Raw genomic sequence first — 26676 nt, 5'->3', positions numbered from 1 at the left:
AGCGCGGCTCTTCGGGATTGCCGGGATGCCCCGCCGGGGAATCTTGGCGCCACCTCCCCCCGCGTCATGCCCGCGCTTGTCGCGGGCATCCACGCCGGGACGATTGTACCAGGCCAAAAGGCGTGGATGGCCGGGACAAGCCCGGCCATGACGTGAAGAGGTTGCGCGGTGGCTCCCCGTTCGTTCCCGCCAACGGACGGCTATGCGATTAGGCACGGGCATGACGGCAGGGAAATATCCACCGCGGCGCCACCTCTCCCCGCGTCATGCCCGCGCTTGTCGCGGGCATCCACGCCGGGACGATTGCGCCAGGCCAAAAGGCGTGGATGGCCGGGACATGCCCGGCCATGACGTGGAGAGGTTGCGCGTTGCTGTTTTCCGTTCGGCTCCCCGCTCCGTTTCTACCTTCCGTGTCCGTCAGCGGACAGCCGCCTGACCGGCAGGGCGAGACGGCGCGGGCCCCGCGAGGGGCCTTTCCTGCGCCTCACGCCGCCTTGCGCTGCTCCGCCTGGGGCAGGTGCACCATGACGATGGTACCGGAACCTGGGGTCGAGCGGATGCGCAGGGCGCCCCCGTGCAGTTCCGTCAGCGAGCGGGCGATGGCAAGGCCGAGGCCAGAGCCCTTGTAGGTCTTGCTGTATTCGGTCTCGACCTGGGTGAAGGGCTGGCCGAGCTTGCCGATGGCCTCGCCCGGGATGCCGATGCCGTTGTCCTCGACATAGATGTTGACGGCCTGCGCCGCGCTGCGCGCGCGCAACGCCACCCGGCCTCCCTCCGGCGTGAACTTGACCGCATTGCGCAGCAGGTTGACGAGGATCTGCCGCAGCGCCCGCGGGTCGGCGTCGAGCGTCTGGGCCGGCAGCGTCTCGAGGTCGAGCACGATGTTCTTCGCCTCTGCGGCCTCCGCCACCGAGCGCACGGCCTCCGTCATCACCTTGTCGAGGGCGATGCGCTCCTTCTCCAGCTTGTGGCGGCCGGCCTCGATGCGCGACATGTCGAGAATGTCGTTGATGACGGCGAGCAGATATTGCCCGCTCTGGCGGATGTCGTGGCAGTACTCCGTGTACTTCTCGTTGCCGAGAGCGCCGAAGATGCCGCTTTCCATGATCTCGGAGAAGCCGATGATGGCGTTGAGCGGCGTGCGCAACTCGTGGCTCATGTTGGCGAGGAACTCGGATTTGGCGCGGTTGGCGCCCTCCGCATGGGCCTTCTGCTCGAGGTAGCGCTCGGCGAGGTCGGCGAGCTGCTGGGCCTGGACCTCGAGCTTCTGGCGGGATCGCTTGAGGTCCATCACCGTGGCGATGAGCCGCCGCTCGGAATCGAGCAGCTTCTCCTCGTGGCGTTTCAGGGCCGTGATGTCGGTGCCGACCGAGACGTAGCCGCCGTCCTTCGTGCGGCGCTCGTTGATCTGCAGCCAGCGTCCGTCGGCGAGGCGCGCCTCGAAGCTGCGCGCGCCGATATTGGCCTGCTCGCCCGTCAGGGCCTGGGTGGTGACGACGGGCGGGCGGCTCGCATCCATGATCTCGGCATAGCTGCGCCCGGCGGCGGCGGCGTCCGCCGGCAGGCCGTGCAGCTTCTGGAACTTGGAGTTGCACATCACGAGCCGGTTGTCGGCGTCCCACAGCACGAAGGCCTCTGAGATGGTCTCGATGGCATCGCGCAGGCGCATGTCGGCGGTCGCAGTACGCTCGGCGAGGCGGCGCTGCTCGGTAATGTCGACGGCGATGCCGACGAGATGCGGGCCCTCCGCCGGGTCCCCGTCGACGATCTCGGCGCGGGCATTGATCCACACCCACTCGCCGTTCGCGGCTCGGATGCGGAAATCGTGGTCGATGGCCGTGGTGCGCGAGGCCGCCAGCATGTCGGCGAGTCCGTAGAGATCCGTGTCGTCCGGGTGGACGAGGCCGTTGACCTCGCCGAAGGACAGGAACTCGTCGCGCCGGCGGTAGCCGAGGATGGCATACATGGAATCGGACCAGTAGATGCGTCCTCGGGCGATGTCCCAGTCCCACAGGCCGCAGCGGCCGCGATTGAGAGCGGCGTCGACCCGCTCCTTCACCTTGTCGCAGATCTCGTCGGCGGCCTTGGCCCGGCCAGCCTGCATGAAATAGGCGGCGGAGATGGCGAGCAGCACGAAGGCCGCGGCGGCGATCAGCGTCATCTGGCCCCAGGTCTGGGCCCGCCAGGGGGCAAGTGCACCCGAGACGGGCTGCACTACCGCAAGCTGGCCGCCGCCGGCACCGAGATTGCGCACGGTGGCGAGCGCATCGGTGCCGCCGGGGAGGGTCAGGCGCAGCACGCCAGCCCGGTCGGCGAAGGTCGTGAGGGGTTGGGACGAACCAAGGACATCGACCAGCGGCTCGCCGGTGGCAAGCTGGGCCGGGATGGCCCCGATCAGGGCGCCCGTGGCGTCGGTGAGAAGGAGGCTGCGCCCGTTCCCGATCATTGGCGCCGGGATCTGCCGCTCGAAGGCGGCGACGAGATCGCGCGTCGCAGCAGGACTGTCGCCGCGGGCGATCTCGGCATTCAGCACGCGCGCGGCGAGCGAGGCGAGCGTGTCAATTTCGGCGGCGGCGTCGTTGAGTGCCTCGTTGCGCGCGTCGACGGCCTGCAGCGAGGCTCCCGTGACCAGCGAGACGAGAAAGACGACGAGCAGCGCCGGAACGGCAAGGCGCAGCCAGGGTTCCGCCAGAACGAGCCTTCTATAGGCGGGATGTGCTATGGAGCGCGCAATTCCGAGAATCGTGCCCGCGCGCGCGGGCACGTACGTCGCGTCGACGCCCGCCATCGAATGCCCCCTTCGGAGTCCAAACGTCTCATCGGGAAGACGTGCCGCATCTCACCGAATCACTTACATCTGAATCCTGAAGGGGCCGTTTGTCCAGAGTCTTTATGATTGGTTGACGCGACACGGTAAATGCTTGTTGTGCACCTGCATTTCCGCTCACGCGCCATCAGGACTACTTTTGCCTACATTTAGTATATCAAGATAGCGAGCGGCCCGATATGTCGGCGACGTCGGGCGAAAGGCCGGGCGTGCCGGCAACACGGCGCAACGCCTTCTCCGCCTCGGCCCTGCGCCTGGGCTCGAGCATCTTCCAGGTGCGAAAGGCGGTCAGCAGCCGGGCGGCGACTTGCGGGTTGCGTGCATCGAGCGCGAGGACCATGTCGGCGACGAAGTCGTAGCCGGCGCCGTCCGCCCGGTTGAACTGGGTGAGATTGGCCATCGCGAAGCTGCCGATGAGCGAGCGCACCCTGTTGGGGTTGCCCATCGAGAAGGCGGGATGGCGCATCAGGCCACGCAACCGCTCCAGCGTCTCGGGCTCGGGGATCATGGCCTGCAGCGAGAACCACTTGTCGAGGACGAGCGCATTGTTGCGGAAGCGCTCCGAGAATTCGGCAAGCGCCGTCTCGCGGGCTGCACCGGGCAGGTGCGACAGGACGCCGAGCGCCGCGAAGCGGTCCGTCATGTTGTCGGCATCGCGGAACTGGCGCATGGCAAGCTCTTCGCCCTCGGCGGGGCGGCCGGCCGCGAAAAGATCGAGGCAGGCGTTGCGCAGGGCCCGACGGCCCGCTCCGGCTGCATCAGGGACATAGGGCTCCCGCGAGCTCAACTGACTGTAGAGCTCCGCCAGTTCCGCCGCGAGTGCCGCGCCGAGCTCGACCTTCACCAGCTGCCGCGCCCGGTGAACGGCATCGGGATCGACGTCGTGACCGATCTCGCGGGCGATGTCCGCCTCCGTCGGCAGGGCGAGCACCTGGGCGGCGAAGGCAGGATCGCTGCCGGCGCGCATGGAGAGGAAGTGGCGCAGCGCATCGGCCATGCGACGGTCGGGCGCAGGCGGCGTCCCGGCGCCCACGGCGCGCAGGATGGCTCGCGTGGCGACCGTCTGGGCGGATTGCCACTGGTTGAAGGCATCGCTGTCGTAGCGGAAGAGGACGAGAAGTTCGTCCTCGTCGAGGTCGATCTCCAGCCGGACCGGGGCGGAGAAGCCGCGCAGCAGCGAGGGCACCGGCTTTTCCGGCACATTGGTGAAGGTGAGCGTGGCCGACGGGCCGTCGAGCACGAAGACGCCCGGCATGTGGCCGGCCGTGGCCGCGGGTGACAGCGCGATCTCCGTGCCGCTGCCCCCAACCAGCCCGAGGCGGATCGGGATGACCTGCGGCGCCTTCTCCGGCTGGCCTGGCGTCGGCGGCGTCACCTGGGTCAGGGCGAGGCGATAGGTCTTCGCCTCCGCGTCGTAATGGCCGCGGGCGTTCACCGTCGGGGTGCCGGCCTGCTCGTACCACTGGGCGAAGTGGCCGAGATCGCGCCCGCTCGCTTCGGCGAAACAGGCGACGAATTCCTCGATCGTCGCCGCCGTGCCATCGTAGCGGTCGAAATAGAGGTCCATGCCGCGGCGAAACGCATCGTCGCCGATCAGCGTCCTGAGCATGCGGATGACCTCCGCACCCTTCTCGTAGACCGTCGCCGTGTAGAAGTTGTTGATCTCGCGGTACTGACGCGGCCGCACGGGATGGGCGAGGGGCCCCGAATCCTCGGCGAACTGCTGTGCCCGCAGCACGCGCACGTCGGCGATGCGCTTGACGGCGCGCGAGCGCTCGTCGGCCGAGAACTCCTGGTCGCGGAAGACGGTGAGCCCTTCCTTCAGGCACAGCTGGAACCAGTCCCGGCAGGTGATGCGGTTGCCCGTCCAGTTGTGGAAATATTCGTGGGCGATGATCGCCTCGATATTGGCATAGTCGGCGTCCGTCGCCGTCTCGGCGCTGGCGAGGACGTATTTGTCGTTGAAGATGTTGAGGCCCTTGTTCTCCATCGCCCCCATGTTGAAGTCCGACACGGCGACGACGTTGAACACGTCGAGGTCGTATTCGCGCCCGAAGACGCGCTCGTCCCAGGCCATGGAGCGCTTGAGCGCATCGAGGGCGTAGGTCGCGTCCGCCGCCTTGCCGGGTTCTACATAGACCGCGACGTCAACCGCGCGCCCCGACATGGTCGTGAAGCGGTCGGCCACCTTGTCGAGGCGCCCGCCGACGATGGCGAAGAGATAGCACGGCTTGGGGAAGGGATCGTGCCAGATGGCGAAATGGCGGCCGCCGCCGGCATCGCCCGCCGCGACCGGATTGCCGTTGCCGAGCAGCACCGGCGCCTCATCCCGGTCCGCCTCGATGCGGGTCGTGAAGACGGAGAGGACATCGGGCCGGTCGAGGAAATAGGTGATGCGGCGGAAGCCCTCGGCCTCGCACTGCGTGCAATAGGCGCTGCCCGAGCGGTAGAGCCCCATCAGCTTGGTATTGGCCGTGGGATCGGTCTCGGTCTCGATGGTCAGCGTGAACGGCTGCGCCGGCGGGGCGTGGATCACGAGGCGCTCGGGCGAGGCCTCGAAGGCCTGCGGCGAGGCGGGTACGTCGTCGATGGCGAGCGAGACGAGCCGCAGCTCGTCCCCGTCGAGGACGAGGGGCACGGCCGGCCGGCCCGCCGGGTTGGCGCGCAGATGGAGCTTGGCGAGGATGCGGGTGGCGTGACGGTCGAGCCGGATGTCGAGTTCCGCGCGATCGATCAGGTAGTCCGTCGGCCTGTAGTCTTCCAGCCGGATGACGGCCCCGCTCTCGTCACGCATCAACGCTCTCCCCGTATCCTGTCTCAACGATAGCCGCTTGTGCCGCCCGCTGCGATGTCTCTTCCGGCTGTCTCCGGTCGCGGCTCGGCATGGCCGACGATGCGGCCGATCTCGGGATGGTCGGTGCGCATCCGCCGGTCGAGTTCGTCGACCATATCGTGCACGGTCGCGATGTCGAGGCCGGGATCGAGCCGGCAGTGGTAGTTGACGACAAAACCCGCCGGCGTCTCGCGCACGCGTACGCTGTGCACGCCGGTGATGCCGTTGCATTCGCGCGCATGGTTGGCGAGCGACAAGGCGATGCCGGCGACGGTCTCGGCATCCGCTTCGCGCCCGTCGAGATGCTGCACGACGAGCGGCTCGATGTGGCTTTCCACCTCCACCTGCGGCCCGAGTTCCTCGACGAGCGCCGTCTCGAGCCGGCTGGCCACCTCGTGCGCCTGGGCGAGGGTGAGGCGGGCGTCGACTTCGATGTCGAAGCTCACCGACAGGCGGCTGGCGAGGTTCTGCACGGTGACATGGTGCACGGGCACGCGCAGGCGCGCAGCGATGAGCATCACACGCTCCAGCACTGTCTCGTCGTCGATCTGCACCGGCGTCGTCGAAATGGTGAACTCGCTGTCCGGCAGGTCCGCGTGGATGGCGTTGCGCACCCGCTCCTTGATCTGGGTGACGCGGTCGAGCGGCAAGGTGCGCGAGACGCGGATGCCCACCTCACCCATGATCAGCGAGCCGGAGGAGCGCACGCGCACGCGATCCACGCCAACCACGCCGGGCACCTTCTCCGCGAGCCCCGTCACACGCTCTGCCAGACCCTTGGGCGCCGTGTCGAGCAAGGTGTCGATGGTGCGGCGGGCGAGGCGGAAGCCGGCGAAGGCGATGAAGAACGACACGCCGATGGCGATGAGCGCATCCGCCTGCGGATAGCCGAAATGGGCGGCGGCGAAGGCGACGAGGACGAAGACGGAATTGACGAGATCCGAGGAGAAATGCAGCGCATCCGCCGCGAGCGCCTCGCTGCCCGTTTCGCGCGCCACGCGCGTCAGCCCCCACCAGCGCCAGGCATCGACGACGATCGAGCCGACGACCACGCCGACGGCCGGCCATGAGAGGAGGATTTCCGTCTCGCCGCTCGACAGCCGCCGCACGCCCTCGACGGCGATGACACCCGAGAGGAGGAAGAGGAAGGCCGTCTGCACGAGTGCCGAAAGCGATTCGAACTTGCCGTGGCCGTACTGGTGCTGCGCGTCGGCCGGCTTGTGTGCGGCGCGCACGGCGAGCCACGTCATGGTCGTCGCCGCGACGTCAAGCAGGCTGTTGGCCGCATCCGAGATGAGGGCGAGCGAGCCCGTGGCGAAGCCGGCTACCCCCTTGCCGAGGGTGAGCCCGGCGCTCGCCAGGATCGAGACGAAGGCGGCGCGTTCCTTGCGCCGTTCGTTGCGCTGCCGCTCCGACGAGATGGACGGTGGGCTCATGGCACCTATTCCGCTTGCGGGTTTGACTTGCCCGCGGCATCGACGATCCTCTCCCGCATCAGACGGGAGGTGACCCATGCGATATCTGCACACGATGGTGCGTGTCTCGAATCTCGAGGACTCGCTGGACTTCTATTGCAACAAGCTCGGCCTCGTCGAGGTGCGTCGGATGGAGAACGAGAAGGGCCGCTACACCCTCGTCTTCCTCGCCGCGCCGAAGGACAAAGAGGCCGCTGCGGCGAGCCAGGCCCCCCTGCTCGAACTGACCTACAACTGGGACCCGGAGGACTACAAGGGCGGGCGCAACTTCGGCCATCTCGCCTATCGCGTCGACGACATCTACGACCTGTGCGACCGGCTGATGAAGGCGGGGGTCACCATCAACCGTCCGCCGCGCGACGGGCACATGGCCTTCATCCGCTCGCCCGACGGCATCTCCATCGAGCTGCTGCAGGAGGGCCAGCCCAAGCCCCCGGCCGAACCCTGGGCTTCGATGCCGAATACCGGGACGTGGTGAGGCCAACGGCGGTCGTGTGCGCCGGATGCACCGCAGCATGGAAGGATGCGGTGCCGATCCGGGGGCGGTCATTCGGCGCCTTCAACCGATTGTTGCGCTGGTTCCCGGGTCGCATTCCGCTTGCGCTCCATGCGCCCGGAAAAGGGGTTTGCGCTTGAAGGCGATGGTGCGAGCTCAGCCCGACTGCCGACTGCCGACTGCCGACTGCCGACTGCCGACTGCCGACTGCCGACTGCCTCAATCAACGGCATAGGGGTCGTTCTCCGCATCGATCAGCTGGCCAGGCGCCGGATGCGGCATATAGGCTTGGGCCGGCTGCGTGCGCGTGCCCGACGAGGAGCTGCAGGCGGCGAGCACGAGGCCGAGGAGCGCGGCGACGACGATGATGCGCATGGACATCCCCTTGTGATGCGTTGCGTTTCGCTCTTGCGCGAGGCGAGGTGCCCCGGACGGGCGGCAAGGTCAAGGCGCGAGGCCGGACATCGGGATACGGTCCGGAATTTGGCAAGATCGTGGCCGCCGGAGTAAAGCTGTCAACCTGAGCCGGAACGAGCGGTGACCGGCCGCGCGAGAAACGGAGCGTCGATGAGCGTTAGAGATTTCGGTGTGGCCGAGGGCCAGCCCGTCCGCGAGATCACCATTCGTGCCCCCAAAGGCAAGGCGCATGCCAAGGTGCTGACATGGGGCGCCGTGTTGAGGGACATGCAGGTGCCCCTGCCGTCGGGCGAGTTGCAGCGCGTCGTCCTCGGCTTCGACAGCCTCGACAACTACATCGCCCATTCCCCGCACATGGGCGCCATCGCCGGCCGGGTCGCGAACCGCATCGGCCACGGCCGCTTCTCCATCGACGGCACCGTCTACGAGGTCGACCGCAACCAGAGCGGCCGGCACATGCTGCACGGCGGCGCGAAAGGTTTCGGCAAGCGCCCGTGGCAGCTCGCCCACCACGATGATTCGAGCGTCACGCTGACGCTCGTCTCCCCGGACGGCGACCACGGCTTCCCCGGCAATGTGACGGTCACCTGCGTCTACCGCCTCACCGAGCCGGCGACGCTGCGCATCGAGCTCTCGGCGACGACCGATCGGCCGACGCCGGTCAACCTCGCCCACCATTCCTATTTCAACCTCGACGGCTCGCCCTCGGTTCTCGATCACCGCATGCGCGTCGAGGCGGATTTCATCACCGTGACGGATGCCGACCTCATCACCACCGGCGAGATCCGCTCGGTCGAGGGCACGCCCTACGATTTCCGCGGCAACCGCTCGATCCGCTTTCCCGACGCCGAGACGGGCGCGCCTGTGCACTACGACATCAACTTCGTCCTGCGGCGCAACCGGCTGGAGCCATCCGGCATCCCCGGCCTGCCGCTCGCCCATGCCGCGCTCGTCGCCTCGCTGCGCAACAACCTTGCCCTCGATGTGTGGACGACGGCGCCCGGCCTCCAGGTCTACGACGGGCGCAAGATCGACCTTTCCGGCATTCCCGGCCTCGACGGCGCAGCCTATGGCTCCAACGCGGGCCTCGCGCTCGAGCCGCAGCATTTCCCGAACAGCATCAACGTGCCGCATTTCCCCTCGACACTCCTTACTCCCGGCGATGTCTACCGGCAGGTGAGCGAATTCCGCTTCCACGCGGGCTGACGGGACCGGCCTGGTACGCCTTTGTGCCCGGACGCGCCGCAGCACGCAGTGATGCGGCGCTGAGCCCGGGCCCATTCCCGGGACACTCCCTCATCGCAGCAGCGCGGGATTCGCCTCACGCCTGTCTGCGCCGCACTCCCGGCGGCCTGCCTTTTCCCCTGTTGCACGGCCCCCCGAATGGGGCACACTCGGGCAAACAGAGGGACGAACCAGAAAATGCGCCGAACAATCCGTTTCCTGAGACGGAACGAAACGGTCGAGGTCGGGAATGTCGAGCCGCGCACCACGCTTCTCGACTGGCTGCGTCTGACAGAAAGGTCCACCGGCACCAAGGAAGGCTGCGGCGAGGGCGATTGCGGGGCCTGCACGGTCGTGCTGCGCCGCCTCGTCGACGGCCGCCTCGTGTCCGAGCCGGTCAATGCCTGCATCCTCCTCCTCGGCCAGGTGGACGGCGCCGAGGTGCTGACGGTCGAGGATCTCGCCGCCGACGGGCGCCTGCATCCCGTGCAGCAGGCGATGGTGGAGCGCCACGGCTCCCAATGCGGCTTCTGCACGCCCGGCATCGTCATGAGCCTCCTCGCGCTCTACGAGACGGGCGAGGCACCGGACCGGCAGGGGGTGACGGATGCGCTCGCCGGCAATCTCTGCCGCTGCACCGGCTATCGCCCCATCGTCGCGGCGGCGTTCGATGCGCTTGGCCGGATCGAGGCCGATCCGTTCGCGCAGCGGCGGCTGGATGTGGCCGGGGCGCTGGCGGCCCTCAGGGACGAGGCGGACGTTTTCGTCGGCGACGAGCGCTCCTTCTTCGCCGCTCCGGCGAGCACCGATGCACTGGCCCGGCTCTATCTCGGCCACCCGGATGCGACGCTGGTCGCCGGCGCCACCGATGTCGGCCTGTGGGTGACCAAAGCCCTCGCCGACTTGCCGAAGATCATCTGGCTCGGCCGCGTCGCCGGGCTCGATGCGGTCGCGGAGGAGCACGGGACGCTCACGCTCGGCGCCACCGTGACGCTGGCGCGGGCGCGCGAGGCGCTCGGCGCGCTCGATCCCGATCTCGACGAGCTGATGCGCCGCTTCGGTTCGCAGCAGGTGCGGGCCTCCGGCACGGTCGGCGGCAATATCGCCAACGGCTCGCCCATCGGCGACCTAGCGCCCGCCCTCATCGCCCTAGGCGCCACCCTTCACCTGCGCCGCGGCGACGGCCGCCGCAGCCTGCCGCTCGAAGACTTCTTTCTCGATTACCGCAAGCAGGACCGGCAGCCGGGCGAATTCGTCACGGGGGTCACGGTGAGGAAGCCCGCCGGCCGGCACGTCCGTGTCTTCAAGGTGACCAAGCGCTTCGACGAGGACATTTCCGCCGTCATGGGTGCCTTCTGCTTCGACTTAGCCGACAACGGGACGGTGCGCGAGGCGCGCATCGCCTATGGCGGCATGGCCGGCATCCCCAAGCGGGCGCGGGCGGCCGAGGTGGCGCTCACCGGCGCGGCCATCGACGATCACGCCGCCGCCGAGCGGGCGGCCGCCGCGCTCGACGCCGATTTCGCCCCTCTGACCGATCACCGCGCCTCCGCCGCCTATCGCCGCCGCGTCGCCGGCAATCTCCTCATGAAGGCGTTGATGGAGATCGCGACGGGTGACGATGCCGCAACGCGCCTCATTGCCCACCGGGAGGTCCGCCATGCGGCAGAATGAAGAATCGGGCGATTTCCGGGTGCCTGGAAGCAGGTTGGGCGCATCTGATCCCTCCCCTTCAGGGGAGGGTGGATCGCGCCGCAGGCGCGAGACGGGTGGGGCGCTCCCAGCGGCGGTCGCGCAGGCCCCTTCCGTCGGCCTGCGGCCGCCACCTCCCGCTGCGGGGGAGGATCACGCGGCGCCCTCCGGGACGTCTGGCGTTTCCGGTGACGGTTCGCCGCTCCGCCACGTCCATCGCCCCCTGCCGCACGATTCCGGCATCCGCCACGTTTCGGGCGCGGCGCTCTATATCGACGATATCCGCGAGCCGGACGGCACCCTGCATGTCGCGCTCGGCCTCAGCCCGGTCGCACGCGGGCGGCTCTCGGGGGTCGATCTGGCCGCCGTGCATGCCGCCCCCGGCGTCGTCGCCGTCCTGACGGCCGCCGACGTGCCAGGCCGCAACGACATCTCGCCGGCCAATGCCGATGAGCCGGTATTCGCCAAGGACGAGGTGCTCTTCCACGGCCAGCCGGTCTTTGCCGTGGTGGCGACAACCCGCGACGCGGCGCGGCGGGCCGCGCGGCTCGCCGCCTTCGACATCGCCGAGGAGGCGCCGAGCGTGACGGTGGAGGATGCGCTGGCGCGCCGCGAGACGGTGCTGCCGGACTATGCCTTCGGCCGCGGCGACGTTGAGGCGGCGCTCGCCGACGCCCCCCATCGCCTCGAGGGTGTGCTGCGCATCGGCGGGCAGGAGCATTTCTACCTCGAGGGCCAGGCCGCGCTCGCCGTGCCGGGGGAGGACGGCGACATGCTCGTCCATTCCTCCACCCAGCATCCGAGCGAGGTCCAGCACATCGTGGCGCGTGCGCTCGGCATCCCTGACGCCTTCGTCACCTGCGAGGTCAGGCGCATGGGCGGCGGCTTTGGCGGCAAGGAGACGCAGGCGACGCAATGGGCCGTGATCGCTGCGCTTGCTGCTCGCGCCACCGGCCAGCCTTGCAAGCTGCGGCTCGACCGCGACGACGATATGGCGGTGACCGGCAAGCGTCACGACATGCGGGCCGACTGGCGCGTCGGCTTCGACGACAAGGGGCGCATCGCGGCCTACGACGTCACGTTCAATGCCCGCTGCGGCTGTTCGGCCGACCTCAGCCAGGGCGTCGTCGACCGCACCATGTTCCATGCCGACAATGCCTATTTCCTGCCGGCGGTGCACATCGCCTCGCGGCGGCTGAAGACCAACACGGTCTCCAACACCGCTTTCCGCGGCTTCGGCGGTCCGCAGGGCATGCTCGCGGCCGAGCGCGTCATGGACGAGATCGCTGCCCGCCTCGGGCGCGACCCGCTCGACGTGCGCAAGGCGAACTTCTACGCACCCGGCCGGGACGAGACGCCCTATGGCCAGAGCGTCGAGGACACGGACGTGCTTGCCGCCCTCGTCGAGCAGTTGGAGGCCGAGTGCGACTACCGCGCCCGCCGCGCCGCGATCACCGCCTTCAACGCGCGTTCGCCGGTGCTGAAGAAGGGCCTGGCGCTGACGCCGGTGAAGTTCGGCATCAGCTTCACGCTCACCCATCTCAACCAGGCCGGCGCGCTCGTGCACGTCTACCAGGACGGCTCGATCCATCTGAACCACGGCGGCACCGAGATGGGGCAGGGGCTCTTCATCAAGGTGGCGCAGGTGGTGGCGGAGGAGTTCGGCGTCGGCATCGAGCGCGTGCGCATCACGGCGACGACGACGGCCAAGGTGCCCAATACCTCGCCGACGGCCGCCTCCTCGGGCTCCGACCTCAACGGCATGGCGGCCCGCATCGCCGCGGGCACCATCCGCCAGCGCCTTGTCGATTTTCTCTGCGAGATCTTCGATGTCGCCGAGGGCGAGATCGAATTCCGCGACGACCGTGTCTTCTTCGGCAACGAGAGCCTCGCCTTCGCGGAACTGGTGAAGAAGGCCTATCAGGCCCGCATCCAGCTCTCCGCCACCGGCTTCTACCGCACGCCGAAGATCCATTGGGACCGGGCGGCGGGGCGGGGACAGCCCTTCTTCTACTTCGCCTATGGCGCCGCCTGTGCCGAAGTGACCATCGACACCATGACCGGCGAGTACAGGCTCGACCGCGTCGACATCCTGCACGACGTCGGCCGCTCCCTGAACCCGGCCATCGATATCGGCCAGATCGAGGGCGGCTTCGTCCAGGGCATGGGCTGGCTGACCACGGAGGAGCTGGTGTTCGACGGCAAGGGCCGCCTCGCCACCCATGCGCCCTCCACCTACAAGATCCCCGTCGCCTCGGACGTGCCGGCCGATTTTCGCGTCACGCTCTTCCCGAGCGCCAATCGCCAGCCGACCATCTACCGCTCCAAGGCGGTGGGCGAGCCGCCTTTGATGCTGGCAAATTCCGTTTTCTGCGCCATATCCGATGCAGTGCGCGCCGCGCGTGGCGACGGTCTTGCGCCGCTCGACGCGCCGGCGACCCCGGAGGCCGTGTTGCGCGCCATCGTCGGCGCGCTGTGAGGCGAGATGCCCATTTGGCGGACATTGCGGGATTTCGTGCGCGCCCATGGGCGTGGGGCGCTCGTCACCCTCGCCGACGTCAAGGGCTCCGCGCCGCGCGAGGCCGGTGCCCGCATGGTGGTGCGGCCGGACGGCGCCTTTCACGGCACGATCGGGGGCGGCCGGCTCGAATGGGAGGCGCTCGCCGAGGCGCGCCGGGCCATGGCGGCCGGCCGGCGAGCCCTGACGCGGCTCGACATGGCGCTCGGCCCCGATCTCGGCCAGTGCTGCGGCGGGCGGGTCGCCGTCCATGTCGAGGTGTTCGGGCGCGAGGATGCGGATGAACTCGCGGCCTTGGCCACCGCGGAGACGGAGGGGCCGTTCACGGTCTCGGCGGCTCGCGACGCCTCCGGGCGCATCGTGCGGCGCATCGGCGGGGAGACCCCGGCCGGCGGCTGGCGCGAGCGTTACGAGGACCAGGCGACGCCACTACTCCTCTTCGGTGCCGGCCATGTTGGGCGCGCGCTCGTCCTGGCGCTCGCGCCGCTGCCGTTCGCCGTCCGCTGGCTCGATGCACGCCCCGACGCCTTCCCGGCCCACATCCCGGCCAATGCGACGCCGGCCGTTTTCTCGGATCCTGCCGAAGAGTTCGCCGCCGCGCCGGCCGGCGCTTTCGTCCTCGTCATGACGCATGACCACGCGCTCGACCTCGCCGTCGTGGCAGCGGCCCTGCGGCGGGCAGACATTTCCTACGTCGGCCTCATCGGCAGCGCGACCAAGAAGGCGCGTTTCGTCAGCCAGCTCGCCCAGGCCGGGCTCGATGAAACCGCCATCGCCCGCCTCGTCTGCCCCATCGGCATTCCCGGCATCGCGGGCAAGGCGCCGGCCGTCATCGCAGCGGCGACGGCGGCGGATCTTCTGATCCGGCGCGAGGCCCTGCGCTGAGGCGAAAACCGCTTACACTTTCGGACGCCATGGTCTAGACAGCCGGCGACGAGCAACCGGAGACCCCCTGATGGCTGCCTTCGATATTCTGGCATTCGGCGAACCCCTGATGGAATTCGCCCAGCTCGACGATTCGCGGCGGCACTACCTGCCCGGTTTCGGCGGCGACACCTCGAATGTCGCCATCGCGGCGGCCCGGCTCGGGGCGAAGACGGCGGTCTTCACTGCCGTCGGCGACGACGCCTTCGGGCGCGACTTCCTGAAGCTGTGGGACGAGGAGGGGGTCGATCGCTCCTCCGTCATCACCATGGCCGGCGAGCGCACCGGCATCTACTTCATCAGCTACGGCCCGGACGGGCACGAGTTCAGCTATTATCGCGCCGGATCCGCCGCGAGCCTCGTCCGCCCTTCTCTTTTGCCTCTCGATCTAATCGGTTCAAGCCGCGTCCTCCACATCTCCGGCATCAGCCAGGCGATCTCGGTCGAGGCGTGCGACACCTGTTTCGCGGCGGTGCGCCATGCCCGCGAGAAGGGCGTGGCTGTCAGCTACGACACCAACCTGCGCCTGCGTCTGTGGCCGCTCGACAGGGCACGCGCCGTCATCAACGCGACGGCGCAACTCGCCGACATCGTCCTGCCGGGCCTCGACGATGCCCGCCAGCTCACCGGGCTCGACCGGCCGGAGGACATCTGCGATTTCTATCTCAAGGGCGGCGCGCGCATCGTCGCGCTCACGCTCGGCAAGGACGGCACCATGGTCGCCGTGCCGGGCGAGCGGCGCTTGATCGCGGGCCGGCCGGTCAAGGCGGTGGACGCGACCGGCGCGGGCGACACTTTCGACGGCGCCTTTCTGGCCGCATGGCTGCGCTCGGGTGATCCCTTTGCGGCTGCTGCCTATGGCAATGCCGCCGCGGCGCTCTCCACGCTCGGCCATGGCGCCGTCGCGCCCATGCCGCGGGTGGCGGACGTCGCCGCCTTCCTGGCCAAGGGCTGAGCCCCGCGACGAAGAGTCGTCGCCTCCTTCTGCGGCATTCGGGCGATAACGGCGCCCGTTTGCCGATGGAAGGAGCGTTCGATGATTCTCAAGCCGCTGCTCGCAATCGCCATTCTCGTTACCACCTTGTCGCCGGCCGCCGCCGCTGGCGACGCCAAGGCTGGCGAGCGCGTCTTCCTCAAGTGCCGGGCCTGCCATCAGGTCGGCGAGAAGGCGAAGAACGTCGTCGGACCGGAATTGAACGGGCTCTTCGGCCGCACCGCGGGCACGGCGCCCGGCTACAGCTATTCCGAAGCCAACAAGGCGTCCGGCATCGTCTGGGACGAAGCCAATTTTCGCGAATACATCGCCGATCCGCGGGCCAAAATCCCGGGCACGAAGATGGTCTTCGCCGGCCTCAAGAAGGAGCAGGAGGTCGACGACCTCGTCGCCTACCTGAAGACCTTCAACGCCGACGGCACACGCGTGGCCGAATAGACCACCGGGACCGAACGGCGATTGCGCCGGCGCCCGCCAGCCGCCATTCTGCCGCGAACGATCCGGGAGGACCTGCGTGGACGACAGCCCCATCATCTTCGCGCGGGCGGAGGGCATCGCCTCCATCCGCTTCAACAGGCCGCAGGTGCTCAACGCGCTCGACGAGGCCATGGTCGCCGCCCTGCGCGCGGCGGTGGAGACGGCGGCCCGCGACGAGCGCGTGCGGGTCGTCGTCATCTCCGGCGAGGGCCGCGGCTTCATGGCCGGCGGCGATGTCAGCCGTTTCCATGCCGCGGGGCCTGAGGCGCCGGCGCTGGTGCAGCGGCTGATCGAACCGTTTCACGAGGCGGTTGCGCGCCTCGCCGAGATGCCCAAGCCCGTCATCGCCAGCCTGCACGGCCCGGTGGCCGGAGCCGGGCTCAGCATCGCGCTGCTGGCCGATCTCGCCATCGCCGCCGACGACGCGCAGTTTACGCTCGCTTATGCCCGCATCGGCGCGAGCCCGGACGGCTCGGCCACTTGGTCCCTGCCGCGCGTCGTCGGGTTGCGCAAGGCGCTTGAGCTGGCGCTGCTCGCCGATACCGTCGACGCCACCGAAGCGCTGCGCCTCAACCTCGTCAACCGCGTCGTGCCGCGCGAGCGGCTCGAGGCGGAGACGGAGGCGCTCGCCACCCGCCTCGCGGCCGGGCCGGCGCTCGCCTACGCCAGGATCAAGCGGCTGATGCGCACCTCGCTCGACAGGGACCTGCCCGCGCAGCTCGCCGAGGAGGCCTCCGCCTTTACGACCTGCGCCGCGAGCGCGGATTTCGCCGAAGGCGTCAGCGCCTTCGTCGCCAAGCGGGCACCCCGCTTCACCGGCCGATAGGCTATTTCTCCAGCGACTTCAGGTAGGCGATGAAATCGTCGATGTCGTCGGGCGCGAAGGTGATCTCGGGCATGTCGGGATGCAGGGTCACCATGCCCTCGGCGAGCGCCTCCTCGAGGCCCTCGACCGGATAGCGCTCGTGCAGCGTGCGGAAGGGCGGCGCCTCCGGCTTGGGGCTCTTGCCCGTCTTGTCGAGGGCGTGGCAAGCGCCGCAGTGCTTCTGTGCCAGGGCATGACCCGCCACCACGTTCCCGGGGCGGGCCATGGCCGCCGTGCCGACCATCGCCGCGGCAACGCCGAGCATCAACCAGCGGACATTCATGGCGTTTCGCTCCCGTCCCAGGCCGCGATTCGCACGATGGTAGCCCAATATGGCCCCGATGCGTCGCGGCGAAGGGATGCGCCGGGTGTGGATATCCGGGCCGCGTGTCGTTGCGTGGTCCGATATGTGAACCGCGGGCATCGCACTTCAAGCATGCTCGGTTGTCTCGCACGCAATCGGCGCTAATCTCGTCGCCTTTCCGGGTGGGGCGGGAGTTCAGGATGATCCGCAGTATGGATCATGCGTCGAACGGCAAGGCCGAGGGGGCGCAGAGCGTCGATCGGGCGCTCGCGCTGCTCATGATGGTCGGCGCCCGTCGCCGGGAGGGCGCGCGTCTGGCCGATCTCGTGGCCGAGAGCGGGCTCAACAAGCCGACCGTCCGCCGCCTGCTGCTCTCGCTCATGCGTGCCGGTCTCGTCGAACAGGAAGAAACCGGCGGGCGCTATCACCTCGGACCCGAGAGCTACGTGCTCGGCACCCTGGCGGAGGAGCGCTTCGGCCTGCATCGCCTGTCGCTCGAAGGCGTGGCGCGGCTCGCTGCCCGCACGGAGGATACGGCCTTCGTCTCCATCCGCCGCGAGAACTACGCCATCTGCCTGCACCGGGAGGAGGGGGCCTTCCCCATCCGCACCCATGTGCTGATGCCGGGCGACCGGCACCCGCTCGGCGTCGGCTCCGGCTCGCTCGCCATCCTGGCGGCGCTGCCGGACGAGGATGTCGAGGCCGTGATCGCCGCCAACAACGCGGTCATGACCGAGCGCTACCCGCGCTTCACGCCGGAGATGCTGCGCACGAGCGTGGCCGAGACGCGGGCCGCCGGTTATGCGCTCAATCCGGGCCTGCTGATGCAGGGCTCCTGGGGCATGGGCGTCGCCGTGCGCGATGCCGCAGGCCAGCCCGTGGGCGCGCTGAGCGTCGCGGCCATTGAGAGCCGCCTCGGCGAGGCCCGGCGGGCAGAGGTCGCGGCGCTCCTACACGAGGAGGCGCGGCGTCTCGAGACGAAGCTGGCCGATTTCGGCCGCGGCCGCGAGACGAGAGCGCGCGCGGTCCGCAGGGCCTGAGACGGGTCAGTGGTCGTGACCGTGCCCGTGTTCGTCCTCGGGCCATGGTTCCAGCTTGAAATGCGCGACGAGGTCCTGGACCTGCGCCGGCGAGAGCAGGCGCGGGTTGAGGCCGCGTGTCAGCAGGTGGAGCTTCGCCGTCTCCTCCAGCTCCTCCGTGGCGTAGACGGCCGCCTCCAGCGTGTCGCCCGCCACCACCGGGCCGTGGTTGGCGAGCAGCACCGCGCTGTAGCGGCCGGCCAGACCGCGGATGGCGTCCGCCACCGCCGGATCGCCGGGGCGGTAGTAGGGCACCAGCGCCGTGCGGCCGACACGCATCACCGAATAGGCGGTGAGCGGCGGCAGGACGTTGTTGGCATCGATCTCCGGCAGCATGGACACCGCGACGGAATGGGTCGAATGCAGGTGCACGATGGCGCGGGCGCTGCCGCGCGTCTCGTAGAGTGCAGCGTGCAGTGGGATCTCCTTGGTCGGCGCATCGCCGCCCACGAGGCGCCCGTCCGCGTCGAGACGCGAGATGCGGGCAGGATCGAGGAAGCCGAGGGAGGCATTGGTCGGCGTCACCAGCCAGCCGCCGTCGTCGAGCCTCACCGAGATGTTGCCGGACGAGCCGGGGGTGAGCCCGCGCTCGAAGAGCGAGCGGGCGAAGCGGGCGATCTCCTCGCGCAGTTTCGCCTCGCTCATGCCGCACCTCCCGCGCTCTTGTCTTCTGTGCCCATACCTCCCACGCCCTTGCCGGCGAGGACGGTCGCCGCCTTGTCGAAGAAGTCCGGCGCGCCGAAGTTGCCGGACTTGAGCGCCAGCGCCAGCGGCCCGTTGCGCGAGCCGGACAGCGCCGGCACCCCGGGGTCGATCTCCGGCCCGATGTCGAGCCGGTCGATCTCGAGCGCGCTGACGATGGCACCCGACGTCTCTCCGCCGGCGACGATGATGCGGTTGACGCCGCGGTTGTTGAGGGTGACGGCGAGTTCCCCGAAGAAGCCCTCGATCGCCTCGGCCACCGCCTCGCGGCCGTAGCGGTCCTGCACCGCCTTCACCTCCTCGGGCGTGGCCGTGGAATAGCAGATCGGCGTGAGGCGGATGCGCTCCATCAGGAAGAAGGCGGCCTGGTCCGGCGTCAGGGTGCCGCTCATGATCTTGTCGATCTCGAGCGCGAGGCCGGGGTGCTGCGCGGCATGGCGCCTCACCTGCTCGCGCGTCGCGCCCGAGCAGCTGCCTGCCAGCACGACGGTCGGGCCGTCGACGGGCGTGAAGGCCGAGCCCTTGCCGGAGAGGAGACCGGCCTTGCGGAAGTTCTCGGGCAGGCCGAGCGCGATGCCCGAGCCGCCGGTGACGAGCGGCGCCTCGGCGAGCGCCGCGCCGATGGTGAAGAGATCGGCATCGCTGATCGCGTCGATGATGACGAGGGTCTCGCCGCGCCCCGCCGCCTCCTTCAGGGCCGTCTTGACCGCGTCAGGGCCCGCATCGACGGTCGCCCACGGCACGTGGCCGACCGGCGTCTTCGTCTGCAGGGCAAGGAAGCGCCGAAGGTCCGGGTCCGTCATCGGGGTGAGCGGGTGCTTCTCCATGCCGGATTCGGACAGGAGCCGGTCCTTCACGAACAGGTGGCCCTGGTAGATCGTGCGCCCCGTGGTGGGAAAGGCCGGGCAGGCGACGGCGCCCCTGGTGCCGAGCGCCTCCGCGAGCGCCTCGCCCACCGGGCCGATATTGCCCTGGGGCGTGGAATCGAAGGTCGAGCAATATTTGAAGAGGAATTGCCGACAGCCCTGCTGCCGCAGCCATTTGAGCGCGGCGAGCGACTGCGCCACGGCCGCGGCGGCGGGAATGGAGCGGCTCTTCAGCGCCACGACGCCGGCCTCGCAGTCGCCCGCCGCCGGTTCCGCCGGCACGCCGATGAACTGTGTGGTGCGCATGCCGCCTTTGGCGAGCGTATTGGCGAGGTCGCTCGCGCCGGTGAAGTCGTCGGCAATGCAGCCGAGAAGCATGGGATTTTCCTCTCTTGTCGTGGCCGGTGAGGCTTACGCCGTCTCCCCGGCGATGAGCTCGAAACCGACATCGATGGTCGCGGGTTTCGCCGCTGCCTCCGCCGCCCCCTGCCGTGTCAGGATCTGTTCGGCCGCCAGTTGACCGATGCGGTAGCGCGGCGAGCGCACGGTGGTGAGCCGCCGGGGCAGCTCCTGGCCGATGTCGAGGCCGTTGAAGCCGGCGATGGCGAGGTCGTCCGGCATGCGGAGGCCGTTGGCCTCGCAGTGGAAATAGCCGCCCACCGCCATGTCGTCGTTGGAGAAATAGACAGCGTCGAGGTCGCGATGGGCGGCAAGGAGCGTGGCGAGCCCGCGACGGCCGGCGGCGACGGAGGAGGGGCCGGCCACCATCTCCTCGGCGACGAGCGCGACCCCGCGCCGGGCGAGTTCTGCAGCAAAGCCGTCGAGGCGCTTGCGCGCCCGGATGTCCCGCGAGATATCGTGACCCACATAGCCGAAGCGGCGATAGCCACGCGCAAGAAGATGCGCCGCCATGGCCGCGCCCGCCGCTCCGTGCGAGAGGCCGACGCGCCGGTCGAGCGCCGGCTCGGCGCCGTCGATGTCCATCATCTCGACGACGGCCGTGCCGTTGGCGGCGAGCAGATCGCGCAGGCGCGGCGTGTGGTCGATCCCGGCGATGACGAGGCCGCGCGGCCGCCAGGCAAGCAGCGCCGAGACGATGCGCTCCTCGCGCGCGAGATCGTAGCCCGTGACGCCGATGACGGCCTGAAGCCCCGCTTCCTCCAGCCTTTCGGTGACGCCGCGCAGCACTTCGGCGAAGACGATGTTGTCGAGCGAGGGCACCACGACACCGACGAGGGCGCTGCCCGTCGAAGCGAGCGCCCCGGCGAGGCGGTTGGGCACGTAGCCGAGCTCCTCGGCGGCCTTCAGCACGGCGACGCGCGTTGCCTCCGCGATCGGCCCGATGTTGCGCAGCACGCGCGAGACGGTGCTTTCGCTGACGCCGGCCCGCGCGGCCACCTCGGCGAGACGCAACGGGGAGGCGGGCATCGGCGCGGTCTCGTGGCGGATGGTCATGGCAGGCCCCGGCGCAGGTAGAGTGGCGCAAGATAGCATCTATGCAAGCGCTGTCATCCATTATAATGCTTCGTTGACAGCGCTTGCACAAGTCGGGTGCTGCAAGCCGTATGGGGAGGCATCTTATGACGCTGGAGGAGACGAAGAAGGGGCGCGTCGGCGTGGTCGGCCTTGGTGCCATGGGCTTCGGCATGGCTGCATCGCTCGTCCGCGCCGGGTTTGACGTCGCCGGCTTCGACCTGTCGGGGGAGGCCATGCAGCGGCTCGTTGCCGCCGGAGGGCGTGCAGCTGCAACGCCGGCCGCCGCGGCCGAAGGGGCGGATGCGCTCTTCTCGGTCGTCGTCAATGCCGCCCAGACCGAGGACGTGCTCTTCGGCGCGGAAGGCGCCGCAGCCGCCCTGCCGGAAGGCGCGGTGTTCGTGTCCTGCGCCACCATGGCGCCGGAGGCGGCGCGCGCCCTCGCGGCCCGCGTCGCCGCGATGCGGCGTCACTATCTCGATGCCCCGATCAGCGGCGGGGCGAAGAAGGCCGCGGACGGCGCCCTGACGGTGCTCGCCTCCGGCACGCCCGCGGCCATGACGAGGGCCCGTCCGGCGCTCGCCGCGGTGGCCGGGACGGTGCACGAGCTCGGCGACGAGGCCGGCACGGCGGCCGCCTTCAAGATGGTCAACCAGCTGCTCGCCGGCGTGCATATCGCCGCCGCCTGCGAGGCCATCACCTTCGCGGCCAGGCTCGGCCTCGATATCCGCAAGGTCTACGAGGTGATCACGGGCGCGGCGGGCAATTCCTGGATGTTCGAGAACCGGGTGCCGCACATCCTCGAGGGCGACTACACGCCGCTCTCGGCCGTCGACATCTTCACCAAGGACCTCGGCATCGTCATGGACATGAGTCGGGCCAGCAATTTCCCGGTGCCCGTCGCGGCCACGGCCCTGCAGCTCTTCACCATGACCTCGGCCGCCGGTATGGGCCGCGACGACGATTCCTCCGTCGCCCGTTTTTATGCGCAGACCGCTGGCGTGACGCTGCCTGCCAAAAAGTCCTGACCTTCTGAACCGCGAACGCACGAGGCCGCCATGCCGCGCTTTGCCGCCAATCTCTCCATGATGTTCAACGAATGGTCGTTCCTCGACCGCTTCAAGGCGGCGGCCGATGCGGGCTTCGAGGCCGTCGAATATCTGTTTCCCTATGAGCACGCGCCGGAGGATGTCGCGCGGGTGCTCACCGACAACGGCCTGACGCAGGCCCTGTTCAACTGCCCGCCCGGCGACTGGGGCAAGGGCGAGCGGGGCATCGCGGCCTTGGCGGGCCGGGAGGAGGCGTTCCGCGCCTCGATTGATACGGCGCTGCGCTATGCCGCCGCGACGGGCGTGAAGCGCCTGCATCTCATGAGCGGCCTCGCCGATGCCGCCGATCCCGCTGCCGCGGCGCGCTACCGCGATGCCGTCGCCTTCGCCGCCGACCGGCTCGGCGAGCAGGGCATCGACCTCATGCTCGAGCCCATCAACGGCCGCGACATGCCCGGCTATTTCCTCAACGACTTCGGCCGCGCCGTCGCTCTCATCGAGGCGCTCGGGCAGCCCAACGTGAAGCTTCAGTTCGACATCTACCATCGGCAGATCATGCACGGCGATGTCACCATGGCGCTGCGCGCGCTCCTGCCGGTGACGGGCCACATCCAGATCGCCAGCGTGCCCTCGCGCAACGAGCCGGACGGGGGGGAATTGAACTATCCCTTCCTCTTCGGCGAGCTTGACCGCCTTGGCTACACCGGCTTCGTGGGCTGCGAGTACCGCCCGCGCGCCGGGACCTTGGACGGTCTCGGCTGGTTCGAGGTCTATCGGGGCAATCGGGAGTAGGGCAGCCGGCAGCCGGCAGTCGGAAGAGGGCTATCGGAAGAGGTTGCTCAGGGTTGCAGCGGCCTGCAATCCGCCCGACTGCCGACTGCCAATCCTTATGACAGCGCCTGCAGGTCCGCCAGCAGCCGTGCCGCCTCGTCGCCGGGGACGCGGCTGGCGAGCTTCTTCTGGCACTCCTGCCAGTAGGGATAGGCCGCGGCCAGCACACGCCGGCCGTCGTCGGTGAGGCTCAGGCGACGGCTGCGCTTGTCGTCGGGGTCGACGCTCACGGTGAGAAGCCCCCGTCGCTCCAGCGGCTTCAGGTTCGCCGTCAGCGTCGTGCGATCCATGGCGAGCAGGGAGGACACCTGGCCGATCTTCGGCGGCTCGGGCCGGTTGAGCGACATCAGCAACGAGAATTGCCCGCTCGTCAGCCCCACGGGGCGAAGAGCGTCGTCGAAGCGCCGTGCCAGCGCGCGCGCCGCGCGCTGCACGTGCAGGCACAGGCAGTTGTCGCGCACGTGCAGGGTGACCTCGAAAGGCAGTATCGTTTCGGCCGGCACATCCGTCTTTGACATGACTTATTAATGTTGATATCAACGTAAAAAGCAATGGGCAAGATCGCCGCAGGCCTGCCCAAATGCGATTGAATCGGCTCATAGCCGCCGGGCCGAGGGCCGGCAAGACGGCCGTGGCGCGACATAAAGACCGGACGGAGGGAGAAGAAGAGGATGGACCGGCAGCAGAAACTCGTCCCGCATCTCGTCGTCGACGGCGCCGCCGCGGCGATCGACTTCTACCGCCGCGCCTTCGGCGCCGAGGAGGTGATGCGCATGCCGGCCGAGGACGGCAGGCGCCTCATGCATGCGGAGCTCCTCGTGCACGGCACCAAGCTCTATCTCTGCGACCATTTTCCGGAGTTCTGCACCGAGGCGAGCGGCGAGAAAAAAGTCGCCCCGCCGCCCGTCATCGGCGGAACAGCCGTGACTCTGCATCTCGACGTGCCCGATTGCGACGAGGCGGTGGCCAAGGCGCAGGCAGCGGGGGCAACGGTCACCATGCCGCCGGAGGATGCTTTCTGGGGCGACCGCTATGCCCGCATCCGCGATCCCTTCGGCCATGCCTGGAGCATGGCGCATCGCCTGCCGGGGGCGCAGACGGGTTGAAGCTTAATCGACATCCAGGACGCGTGGCGCCACGGCCATCCCCTCGCCCTCGAAGTGGTGGGAAGGGTCAGGGTGGAGGCGGTGCCGCTCGGCAGGACGCTCGGAATTGTCAGCAACGACAACGGGTGTCGTCGATCATGTGGAGGCTCCCCCCACCTCTAGCCCCGCTGCAAGCGGGCGAGGGGGACGGGTCGCTCATCGCTCGGCGGTTGCTGCCCTCACTTTCGCCCGGTTCAATCCACGGCCCGGGTGCTCTCCCTGACCACGAGTTCGACCGGCAGCAGCCGCCGTTCCCCCGCATTCACTGCGACGGCAGCCTCGTCGTCTTTGGCCATGAGGGCGAGCAGCATGCGCGCCGCCGTGGTGCCGATGCCGTCGCGCGGCTGGTGCACGGTGGTCAGCGCCGGGACGTAGCGGGATGCCGTCTCGATGTCGTCGAAGCCGACGACGGAGACGTCACGCGGTACGGAAAGGCCGTTGCGATGCAGCTCCGAGATGAAGCCGAAGGCCATCTCGTCGCTCTGGCAGAAGACGCCCGTCGGCCGCTCGTCGCAGGCGAGCCAGCGGTGCGCCGCGGCCGCACCGCTCTCCATGGTGAAATCGCCGGGCAGGAACCAGTCCTCGCGGGCCGGGATGCCGGCCTGCGCCAGCCCCTCCAGCGTCCCGCGGCGGCGCTCGACGGTAAGGACGTTCGTCGGCGGCCCCATGATGTGCGCAATGCGCCGGTGCCCCAGTTCAGCGAGATGCCGGATGGCGAGGCGCGCTCCTGCGGCGTTGTCGATGACCACCGAAGGGGTGGCGAGCCCTTCGATCCACTCGCAGGCGAAGACGAGCGGCGGCAGCGAGCCGGAGCCACCGATATCCCGCCGCAGCTCGTCGGGCAGGTGGCCGTCGAGCAGGATGAGCCCGTCGGCGCGGTTGTTGCTGAGATAACCGAGCATGCGCTCGTCGTCGCGCTCCTGCCCCTGCGGGGCCGTGTCGGCGACGAGCACGTTGTAGCCGATCGGCGCGATCTCGGCGGCGATGGCCGAAAGGATCTTGGAGAAGAACGGATTGGCGAGGTTCGGCACCAGCACGACGACGGCGCCGGTGCGGCGGCGCCGGAGGTTCCGCGCCGCCTGGTTGATCGTGTAGCCGGTGGCGTCGATGGCGGCGAGGACGCGCTCGCGCGTCTCCCGGGAGACCTGCTCGGGGTGCGACAGCGCGCGGCTGACGGTGGCGGTGGAGACGCCGGCAGCCAGGGCAACATCCCGGATGCGCGGCAGGGGCTTGTTCATGGATTCGCTTCAACTCCTGGCTGCCTTTTGTCCGCCTTTTCCGGGTAAGGCAAACACATTTTCGGCCACCGGCGCACGCGCTTGTAAACGATTACAGTCTAGCGTATGACTGGTTGCAACCGATTACAACAGAACGGGCGGCAGCGACCGCCTGCCGGGCCAACGAGCCCTCGGGAGGACAAACGATGAAGACGATCAAGGGCCCCGCGCTCTTCCTCGCCCAATTCGCCGGCGACGCGGCCCCGTTCAACTCCTGGGATTCCATTACCCGCTGGGCAGCCGACTGCGGCTATCTCGGCGTGCAGGTGCCGAGCTGGGACGCGCGCCTGTTCGATCTCGACAAGGCCGCGGCCTCGCGTGACTACTGCGCCGAATTCACCGGCAAGGCGCGGGAGAACGGCGTCGTCGTCACCGATCTCTCGACACACCTGCAGGGCCAGCTTGTCGCCGTGCACCCGGCCTATGACGAGGCCTTCGATGGTTTCGCGGTGCCGGCCGTGCGCGGCAATCCGAAGGCCCGGCAGGAATGGGCGGTCGAGCAGGTGAAGAAGGCGATCACCGCCTCGCGTAACCTTGGCCTCTCGACGCTCGCCTCCTTCTCCGGCGCGCTCGCCTGGCCCTTCGTCTATCCGTGGCCGCAGCGCCCGGCGGGGCTGATCGAGGCTGCCTTCGACGAGCTTGCCCGCCGCTGGCGTCCCATCCTCGATCATGCCGAGGATAACGGCATCGACGTCTGCTACGAGATCCACCCCGGCGAGGATCTGCACGACGGCATCACCTTCGAGATGTTCCTGGAGCGCGTCGGCGGCCATCCGCGCGCCAACATGCTCTACGATCCCTCGCACTACGTGCTGCAGTGCCTCGACTATCTCGAGAACATCGACATCTACCGCGACCGCATCAAGATGTTCCACGTCAAGGACGCGGAGTTCAACCCCACCGGCAGGCAGGGCGTCTATTCCGGCTACCAGAACTGGGTGGACCGGGCCGGACGCTTCCGCTCTCCCGGTGACGGGCAGGTCGATTTCGGGGCCATCTTCTCCAAGATGGCGGCCAACGACTTCGATGGCTGGGCCGTCGTCGAATGGGAATGCGCCCTGAAGCACCCGGAGGACGGGGCGCGCGAGGGCGCGGAATTCGTCCGCCACCACATCATCCGCGTGACGGAGAAGGCTTTCGACGATTTCGCCGGCGCCGGCACGGATGATGCCGCCAACCGCCGCATGCTCGGGCTGGAGAGGTGAGCG

The 26676-nt window shown here is 69.0% G+C and carries 23 protein-coding genes; 13 read left to right on the top strand and 10 right to left on the bottom strand.

All coding sequences use genetic code 11. The features are described 5' to 3' along the window. Positions 1 to 484: 484 nt before the first annotated feature. From ASC46_RS09535 to ASC46_RS09525, 3 genes are all read right to left on the bottom strand, one after another. Positions 485 to 2788: a sensor histidine kinase gene (locus ASC46_RS09535; RefSeq protein WP_055459083.1), complete on the bottom strand. Its 2304-nt coding sequence runs from the start codon at positions 2786 to 2788 to the stop codon at positions 485 to 487. A gap of 196 nt (positions 2789 to 2984) precedes the next feature. Beyond that, a complete protein-coding gene (pepN, locus tag ASC46_RS09530) occupies positions 2985 to 5621 on the bottom strand; it encodes an aminopeptidase N (RefSeq protein ID WP_055459082.1) in 2637 nt (878 codons plus the stop codon). A gap of 23 nt (positions 5622 to 5644) precedes the next feature. After that, the gene (locus ASC46_RS09525; RefSeq protein ID WP_055459081.1) at positions 5645 to 7096 is read right to left on the bottom strand and encodes a cation diffusion facilitator family transporter; all 1452 of its coding nucleotides are present in this window, start codon (positions 7094 to 7096) and stop codon (positions 5645 to 5647) included. A 76-nt stretch (positions 7097 to 7172) separates the two neighbouring features. On the opposite strand from ASC46_RS09525, the gene ASC46_RS09520 reads away from it, so the two are divergent. Then, positions 7173 to 7613, top strand: coding sequence for a VOC family protein (locus tag ASC46_RS09520; protein ID WP_055459080.1), 441 nt, complete (start codon positions 7173 to 7175; stop codon positions 7611 to 7613). Positions 7614 to 7850: 237 nt separating this feature from the next. On the opposite strand, the gene ASC46_RS21225 is transcribed toward ASC46_RS09520, so the two are convergent. Then, positions 7851 to 8006 carry a hypothetical protein gene (locus tag ASC46_RS21225; protein WP_157672328.1) on the bottom strand — a complete coding sequence of 52 codons (156 nt, stop codon included), beginning with the start codon at positions 8004 to 8006 and terminating at the stop codon, positions 7851 to 7853. Between the two features lie 192 nt (positions 8007 to 8198). On the opposite strand from ASC46_RS21225, the gene ASC46_RS09515 reads away from it, so the two are divergent. The 7 genes from ASC46_RS09515 (at position 8199) to ASC46_RS09485 (ending at position 16703) form a co-directional block, all read left to right on the top strand. Next, positions 8199 to 9254, top strand: a complete 1056-nt coding sequence (locus ASC46_RS09515) for an aldose epimerase family protein (RefSeq protein WP_055459079.1) — start codon at positions 8199 to 8201, stop codon at positions 9252 to 9254. Positions 9255 to 9470: 216 nt separating this feature from the next. Next, positions 9471 to 10946, top strand: coding sequence for a xanthine dehydrogenase small subunit (xdhA, locus tag ASC46_RS09510; protein WP_055459078.1), 1476 nt, complete (start codon positions 9471 to 9473; stop codon positions 10944 to 10946). Beyond that, entirely contained in the window at positions 10933 to 13443 is a 2511-nt protein-coding gene (gene xdhB / locus ASC46_RS09505) for a xanthine dehydrogenase molybdopterin binding subunit (protein ID WP_245280515.1), read from the top strand. Before xdhA ends, xdhB begins: the two co-directional genes overlap by 14 nt. A 6-nt stretch (positions 13444 to 13449) precedes the next feature. After that, a complete protein-coding gene (gene xdhC / locus ASC46_RS09500; protein WP_055459077.1) occupies positions 13450 to 14367 on the top strand; it encodes a xanthine dehydrogenase accessory protein XdhC in 918 nt (305 codons plus the stop codon). Positions 14368 to 14437: 70 nt separating this feature from the next. Continuing rightward, positions 14438 to 15361, top strand: a complete 924-nt coding sequence (locus ASC46_RS09495; RefSeq protein WP_055459076.1) for a sugar kinase — start codon at positions 14438 to 14440, stop codon at positions 15359 to 15361. 81 nt (positions 15362 to 15442) lie between these two features. Continuing rightward, on the top strand, positions 15443 to 15838 hold the full coding sequence (locus tag ASC46_RS09490) for a c-type cytochrome (protein WP_055459075.1): 396 nt from the start codon (positions 15443 to 15445) through the stop codon (positions 15836 to 15838). Positions 15839 to 15914: 76 nt separating this feature from the next. Further along, on the top strand, positions 15915 to 16703 hold the full coding sequence (locus ASC46_RS09485; protein ID WP_055459074.1) for an enoyl-CoA hydratase-related protein: 789 nt from the start codon (positions 15915 to 15917) through the stop codon (positions 16701 to 16703). Between the two features lies 1 nt (position 16704). On the opposite strand, the gene ASC46_RS09480 is transcribed toward ASC46_RS09485, so the two are convergent. Continuing rightward, positions 16705 to 17025 carry a c-type cytochrome gene (locus ASC46_RS09480; protein WP_055459073.1) on the bottom strand — a complete coding sequence of 107 codons (321 nt, stop codon included), beginning with the start codon at positions 17023 to 17025 and terminating at the stop codon, positions 16705 to 16707. Positions 17026 to 17258: 233 nt separating this feature from the next. Here ASC46_RS09480 and ASC46_RS09475 point away from each other — a divergent pair, with 233 nt between their 5' ends. Further along, on the top strand, positions 17259 to 18086 hold the full coding sequence (locus ASC46_RS09475) for an IclR family transcriptional regulator (protein WP_055459072.1): 828 nt from the start codon (positions 17259 to 17261) through the stop codon (positions 18084 to 18086). 6 nt (positions 18087 to 18092) lie between these two features. Here the strand turns inward: ASC46_RS09475 and otnC are convergent, their stop codons facing one another. The 3 genes from otnC to ASC46_RS09460 are packed head-to-tail and all read right to left on the bottom strand — an operon-like array spanning position 18093 to position 21148. Further along, the gene (gene otnC, locus ASC46_RS09470; RefSeq protein WP_055459071.1) at positions 18093 to 18770 is read right to left on the bottom strand and encodes a 3-oxo-tetronate 4-phosphate decarboxylase; all 678 of its coding nucleotides are present in this window, start codon (positions 18768 to 18770) and stop codon (positions 18093 to 18095) included. Then, on the bottom strand, positions 18767 to 20071 hold the full coding sequence (gene otnK / locus ASC46_RS09465) for a 3-oxo-tetronate kinase (protein ID WP_055459070.1): 1305 nt from the start codon (positions 20069 to 20071) through the stop codon (positions 18767 to 18769). The genes otnC and otnK overlap by 4 nt, the downstream gene beginning before the upstream one ends. 33 nt (positions 20072 to 20104) lie before the next feature. After that, positions 20105 to 21148, bottom strand: a complete 1044-nt coding sequence (locus ASC46_RS09460) for a LacI family DNA-binding transcriptional regulator (protein ID WP_055459069.1) — start codon at positions 21146 to 21148, stop codon at positions 20105 to 20107. A 125-nt stretch (positions 21149 to 21273) separates the two neighbouring features. Here ASC46_RS09460 and ltnD point away from each other — a divergent pair, with 125 nt between their 5' ends. Both ltnD and otnI read left to right on the top strand, forming a co-directional pair. Continuing rightward, positions 21274 to 22194: an L-threonate dehydrogenase gene (gene ltnD, locus ASC46_RS09455; RefSeq protein WP_055459068.1), complete on the top strand. Its 921-nt coding sequence runs from the start codon at positions 21274 to 21276 to the stop codon at positions 22192 to 22194. 30 nt (positions 22195 to 22224) lie between these two features. Then, positions 22225 to 23007, top strand: a complete 783-nt coding sequence (gene otnI, locus ASC46_RS09450) for a 2-oxo-tetronate isomerase (RefSeq protein ID WP_055459067.1) — start codon at positions 22225 to 22227, stop codon at positions 23005 to 23007. A 95-nt stretch (positions 23008 to 23102) separates the two neighbouring features. Here the strand turns inward: otnI and ASC46_RS09445 are convergent, their stop codons facing one another. Then, positions 23103 to 23564, bottom strand: a complete 462-nt coding sequence (locus ASC46_RS09445) for a MarR family winged helix-turn-helix transcriptional regulator (RefSeq protein WP_055459066.1) — start codon at positions 23562 to 23564, stop codon at positions 23103 to 23105. A 153-nt stretch (positions 23565 to 23717) separates the two neighbouring features. On the opposite strand from ASC46_RS09445, the gene ASC46_RS09440 reads away from it, so the two are divergent. Next, positions 23718 to 24152 (top strand): VOC family protein, encoded by a 435-nt coding sequence (locus tag ASC46_RS09440; protein ID WP_055459065.1) that lies wholly within the window; start codon positions 23718 to 23720, stop codon positions 24150 to 24152. Between the two features lie 233 nt (positions 24153 to 24385). Here the strand turns inward: ASC46_RS09440 and ASC46_RS09435 are convergent, their stop codons facing one another. Next, positions 24386 to 25429, bottom strand: a complete 1044-nt coding sequence (locus tag ASC46_RS09435) for a LacI family DNA-binding transcriptional regulator (protein ID WP_055459064.1) — start codon at positions 25427 to 25429, stop codon at positions 24386 to 24388. 185 nt (positions 25430 to 25614) lie between these two features. Here ASC46_RS09435 and ASC46_RS09430 point away from each other — a divergent pair, with 185 nt between their 5' ends. Continuing rightward, positions 25615 to 26673 (top strand): sugar phosphate isomerase/epimerase family protein, encoded by a 1059-nt coding sequence (locus ASC46_RS09430; protein WP_055459063.1) that lies wholly within the window; start codon positions 25615 to 25617, stop codon positions 26671 to 26673. The last annotated feature ends 3 nt before the right edge of the window (positions 26674 to 26676 follow it).

The organism is Chelatococcus sambhunathii, from assembly GCF_001418005.1.
Classification (GTDB): domain Bacteria; phylum Pseudomonadota; class Alphaproteobacteria; order Rhizobiales; family Beijerinckiaceae; genus Chelatococcus_A; species Chelatococcus_A sambhunathii.
This window is presented reverse-complemented; position numbering and strand designations above follow the sequence as displayed.

What these genes read in the sequence shown, in the direction of transcription:
- ASC46_RS09480 (WP_055459073.1), bottom strand. Translation starts at nt 17,025, where the DNA reads ATGAATGTCCGCTGGTTGATGCTCGGCGTTGCCGCGGCGATGGTCGGC.
- xdhB (WP_245280515.1), top strand. Translation starts at nt 10,933, where the DNA reads ATGCGGCAGAATGAAGAATCGGGCGATTTCCGGGTGCCTGGAAGCAGG.
- xdhC (WP_055459077.1), top strand. Translation starts at nt 13,450, where the DNA reads ATGCCCATTTGGCGGACATTGCGGGATTTCGTGCGCGCCCATGGGCGT.
- ASC46_RS09495 (WP_055459076.1), top strand. Translation starts at nt 14,438, where the DNA reads ATGGCTGCCTTCGATATTCTGGCATTCGGCGAACCCCTGATGGAATTC.
- ASC46_RS09440 (WP_055459065.1), top strand. Translation starts at nt 23,718, where the DNA reads ATGGACCGGCAGCAGAAACTCGTCCCGCATCTCGTCGTCGACGGCGCC.
- ASC46_RS09445 (WP_055459066.1), bottom strand. Translation starts at nt 23,564, where the DNA reads ATGTCAAAGACGGATGTGCCGGCCGAAACGATACTGCCTTTCGAGGTC.
- ltnD (WP_055459068.1), top strand. Translation starts at nt 21,274, where the DNA reads ATGACGCTGGAGGAGACGAAGAAGGGGCGCGTCGGCGTGGTCGGCCTT.
- xdhA (WP_055459078.1), top strand. Translation starts at nt 9,471, where the DNA reads ATGCGCCGAACAATCCGTTTCCTGAGACGGAACGAAACGGTCGAGGTC.
- pepN (WP_055459082.1), bottom strand. Translation starts at nt 5,621, where the DNA reads ATGCGTGACGAGAGCGGGGCCGTCATCCGGCTGGAAGACTACAGGCCG.
- otnI (WP_055459067.1), top strand. Translation starts at nt 22,225, where the DNA reads ATGCCGCGCTTTGCCGCCAATCTCTCCATGATGTTCAACGAATGGTCG.
- ASC46_RS09520 (WP_055459080.1), top strand. Translation starts at nt 7,173, where the DNA reads ATGCGATATCTGCACACGATGGTGCGTGTCTCGAATCTCGAGGACTCG.
- ASC46_RS09490 (WP_055459075.1), top strand. Translation starts at nt 15,443, where the DNA reads ATGATTCTCAAGCCGCTGCTCGCAATCGCCATTCTCGTTACCACCTTG.
- otnC (WP_055459071.1), bottom strand. Translation starts at nt 18,770, where the DNA reads ATGAGCGAGGCGAAACTGCGCGAGGAGATCGCCCGCTTCGCCCGCTCG.
- otnK (WP_055459070.1), bottom strand. Translation starts at nt 20,071, where the DNA reads ATGCTTCTCGGCTGCATTGCCGACGACTTCACCGGCGCGAGCGACCTC.
- ASC46_RS09535 (WP_055459083.1), bottom strand. Translation starts at nt 2,788, where the DNA reads ATGGCGGGCGTCGACGCGACGTACGTGCCCGCGCGCGCGGGCACGATT.
- ASC46_RS21225 (WP_157672328.1), bottom strand. Translation starts at nt 8,006, where the DNA reads ATGCGCATCATCGTCGTCGCCGCGCTCCTCGGCCTCGTGCTCGCCGCC.
- ASC46_RS09430 (WP_055459063.1), top strand. Translation starts at nt 25,615, where the DNA reads ATGAAGACGATCAAGGGCCCCGCGCTCTTCCTCGCCCAATTCGCCGGC.
- ASC46_RS09460 (WP_055459069.1), bottom strand. Translation starts at nt 21,148, where the DNA reads ATGACCATCCGCCACGAGACCGCGCCGATGCCCGCCTCCCCGTTGCGT.
- ASC46_RS09435 (WP_055459064.1), bottom strand. Translation starts at nt 25,429, where the DNA reads ATGAACAAGCCCCTGCCGCGCATCCGGGATGTTGCCCTGGCTGCCGGC.
- ASC46_RS09515 (WP_055459079.1), top strand. Translation starts at nt 8,199, where the DNA reads ATGAGCGTTAGAGATTTCGGTGTGGCCGAGGGCCAGCCCGTCCGCGAG.
- ASC46_RS09525 (WP_055459081.1), bottom strand. Translation starts at nt 7,096, where the DNA reads ATGAGCCCACCGTCCATCTCGTCGGAGCGGCAGCGCAACGAACGGCGC.
- ASC46_RS09475 (WP_055459072.1), top strand. Translation starts at nt 17,259, where the DNA reads ATGGATCATGCGTCGAACGGCAAGGCCGAGGGGGCGCAGAGCGTCGAT.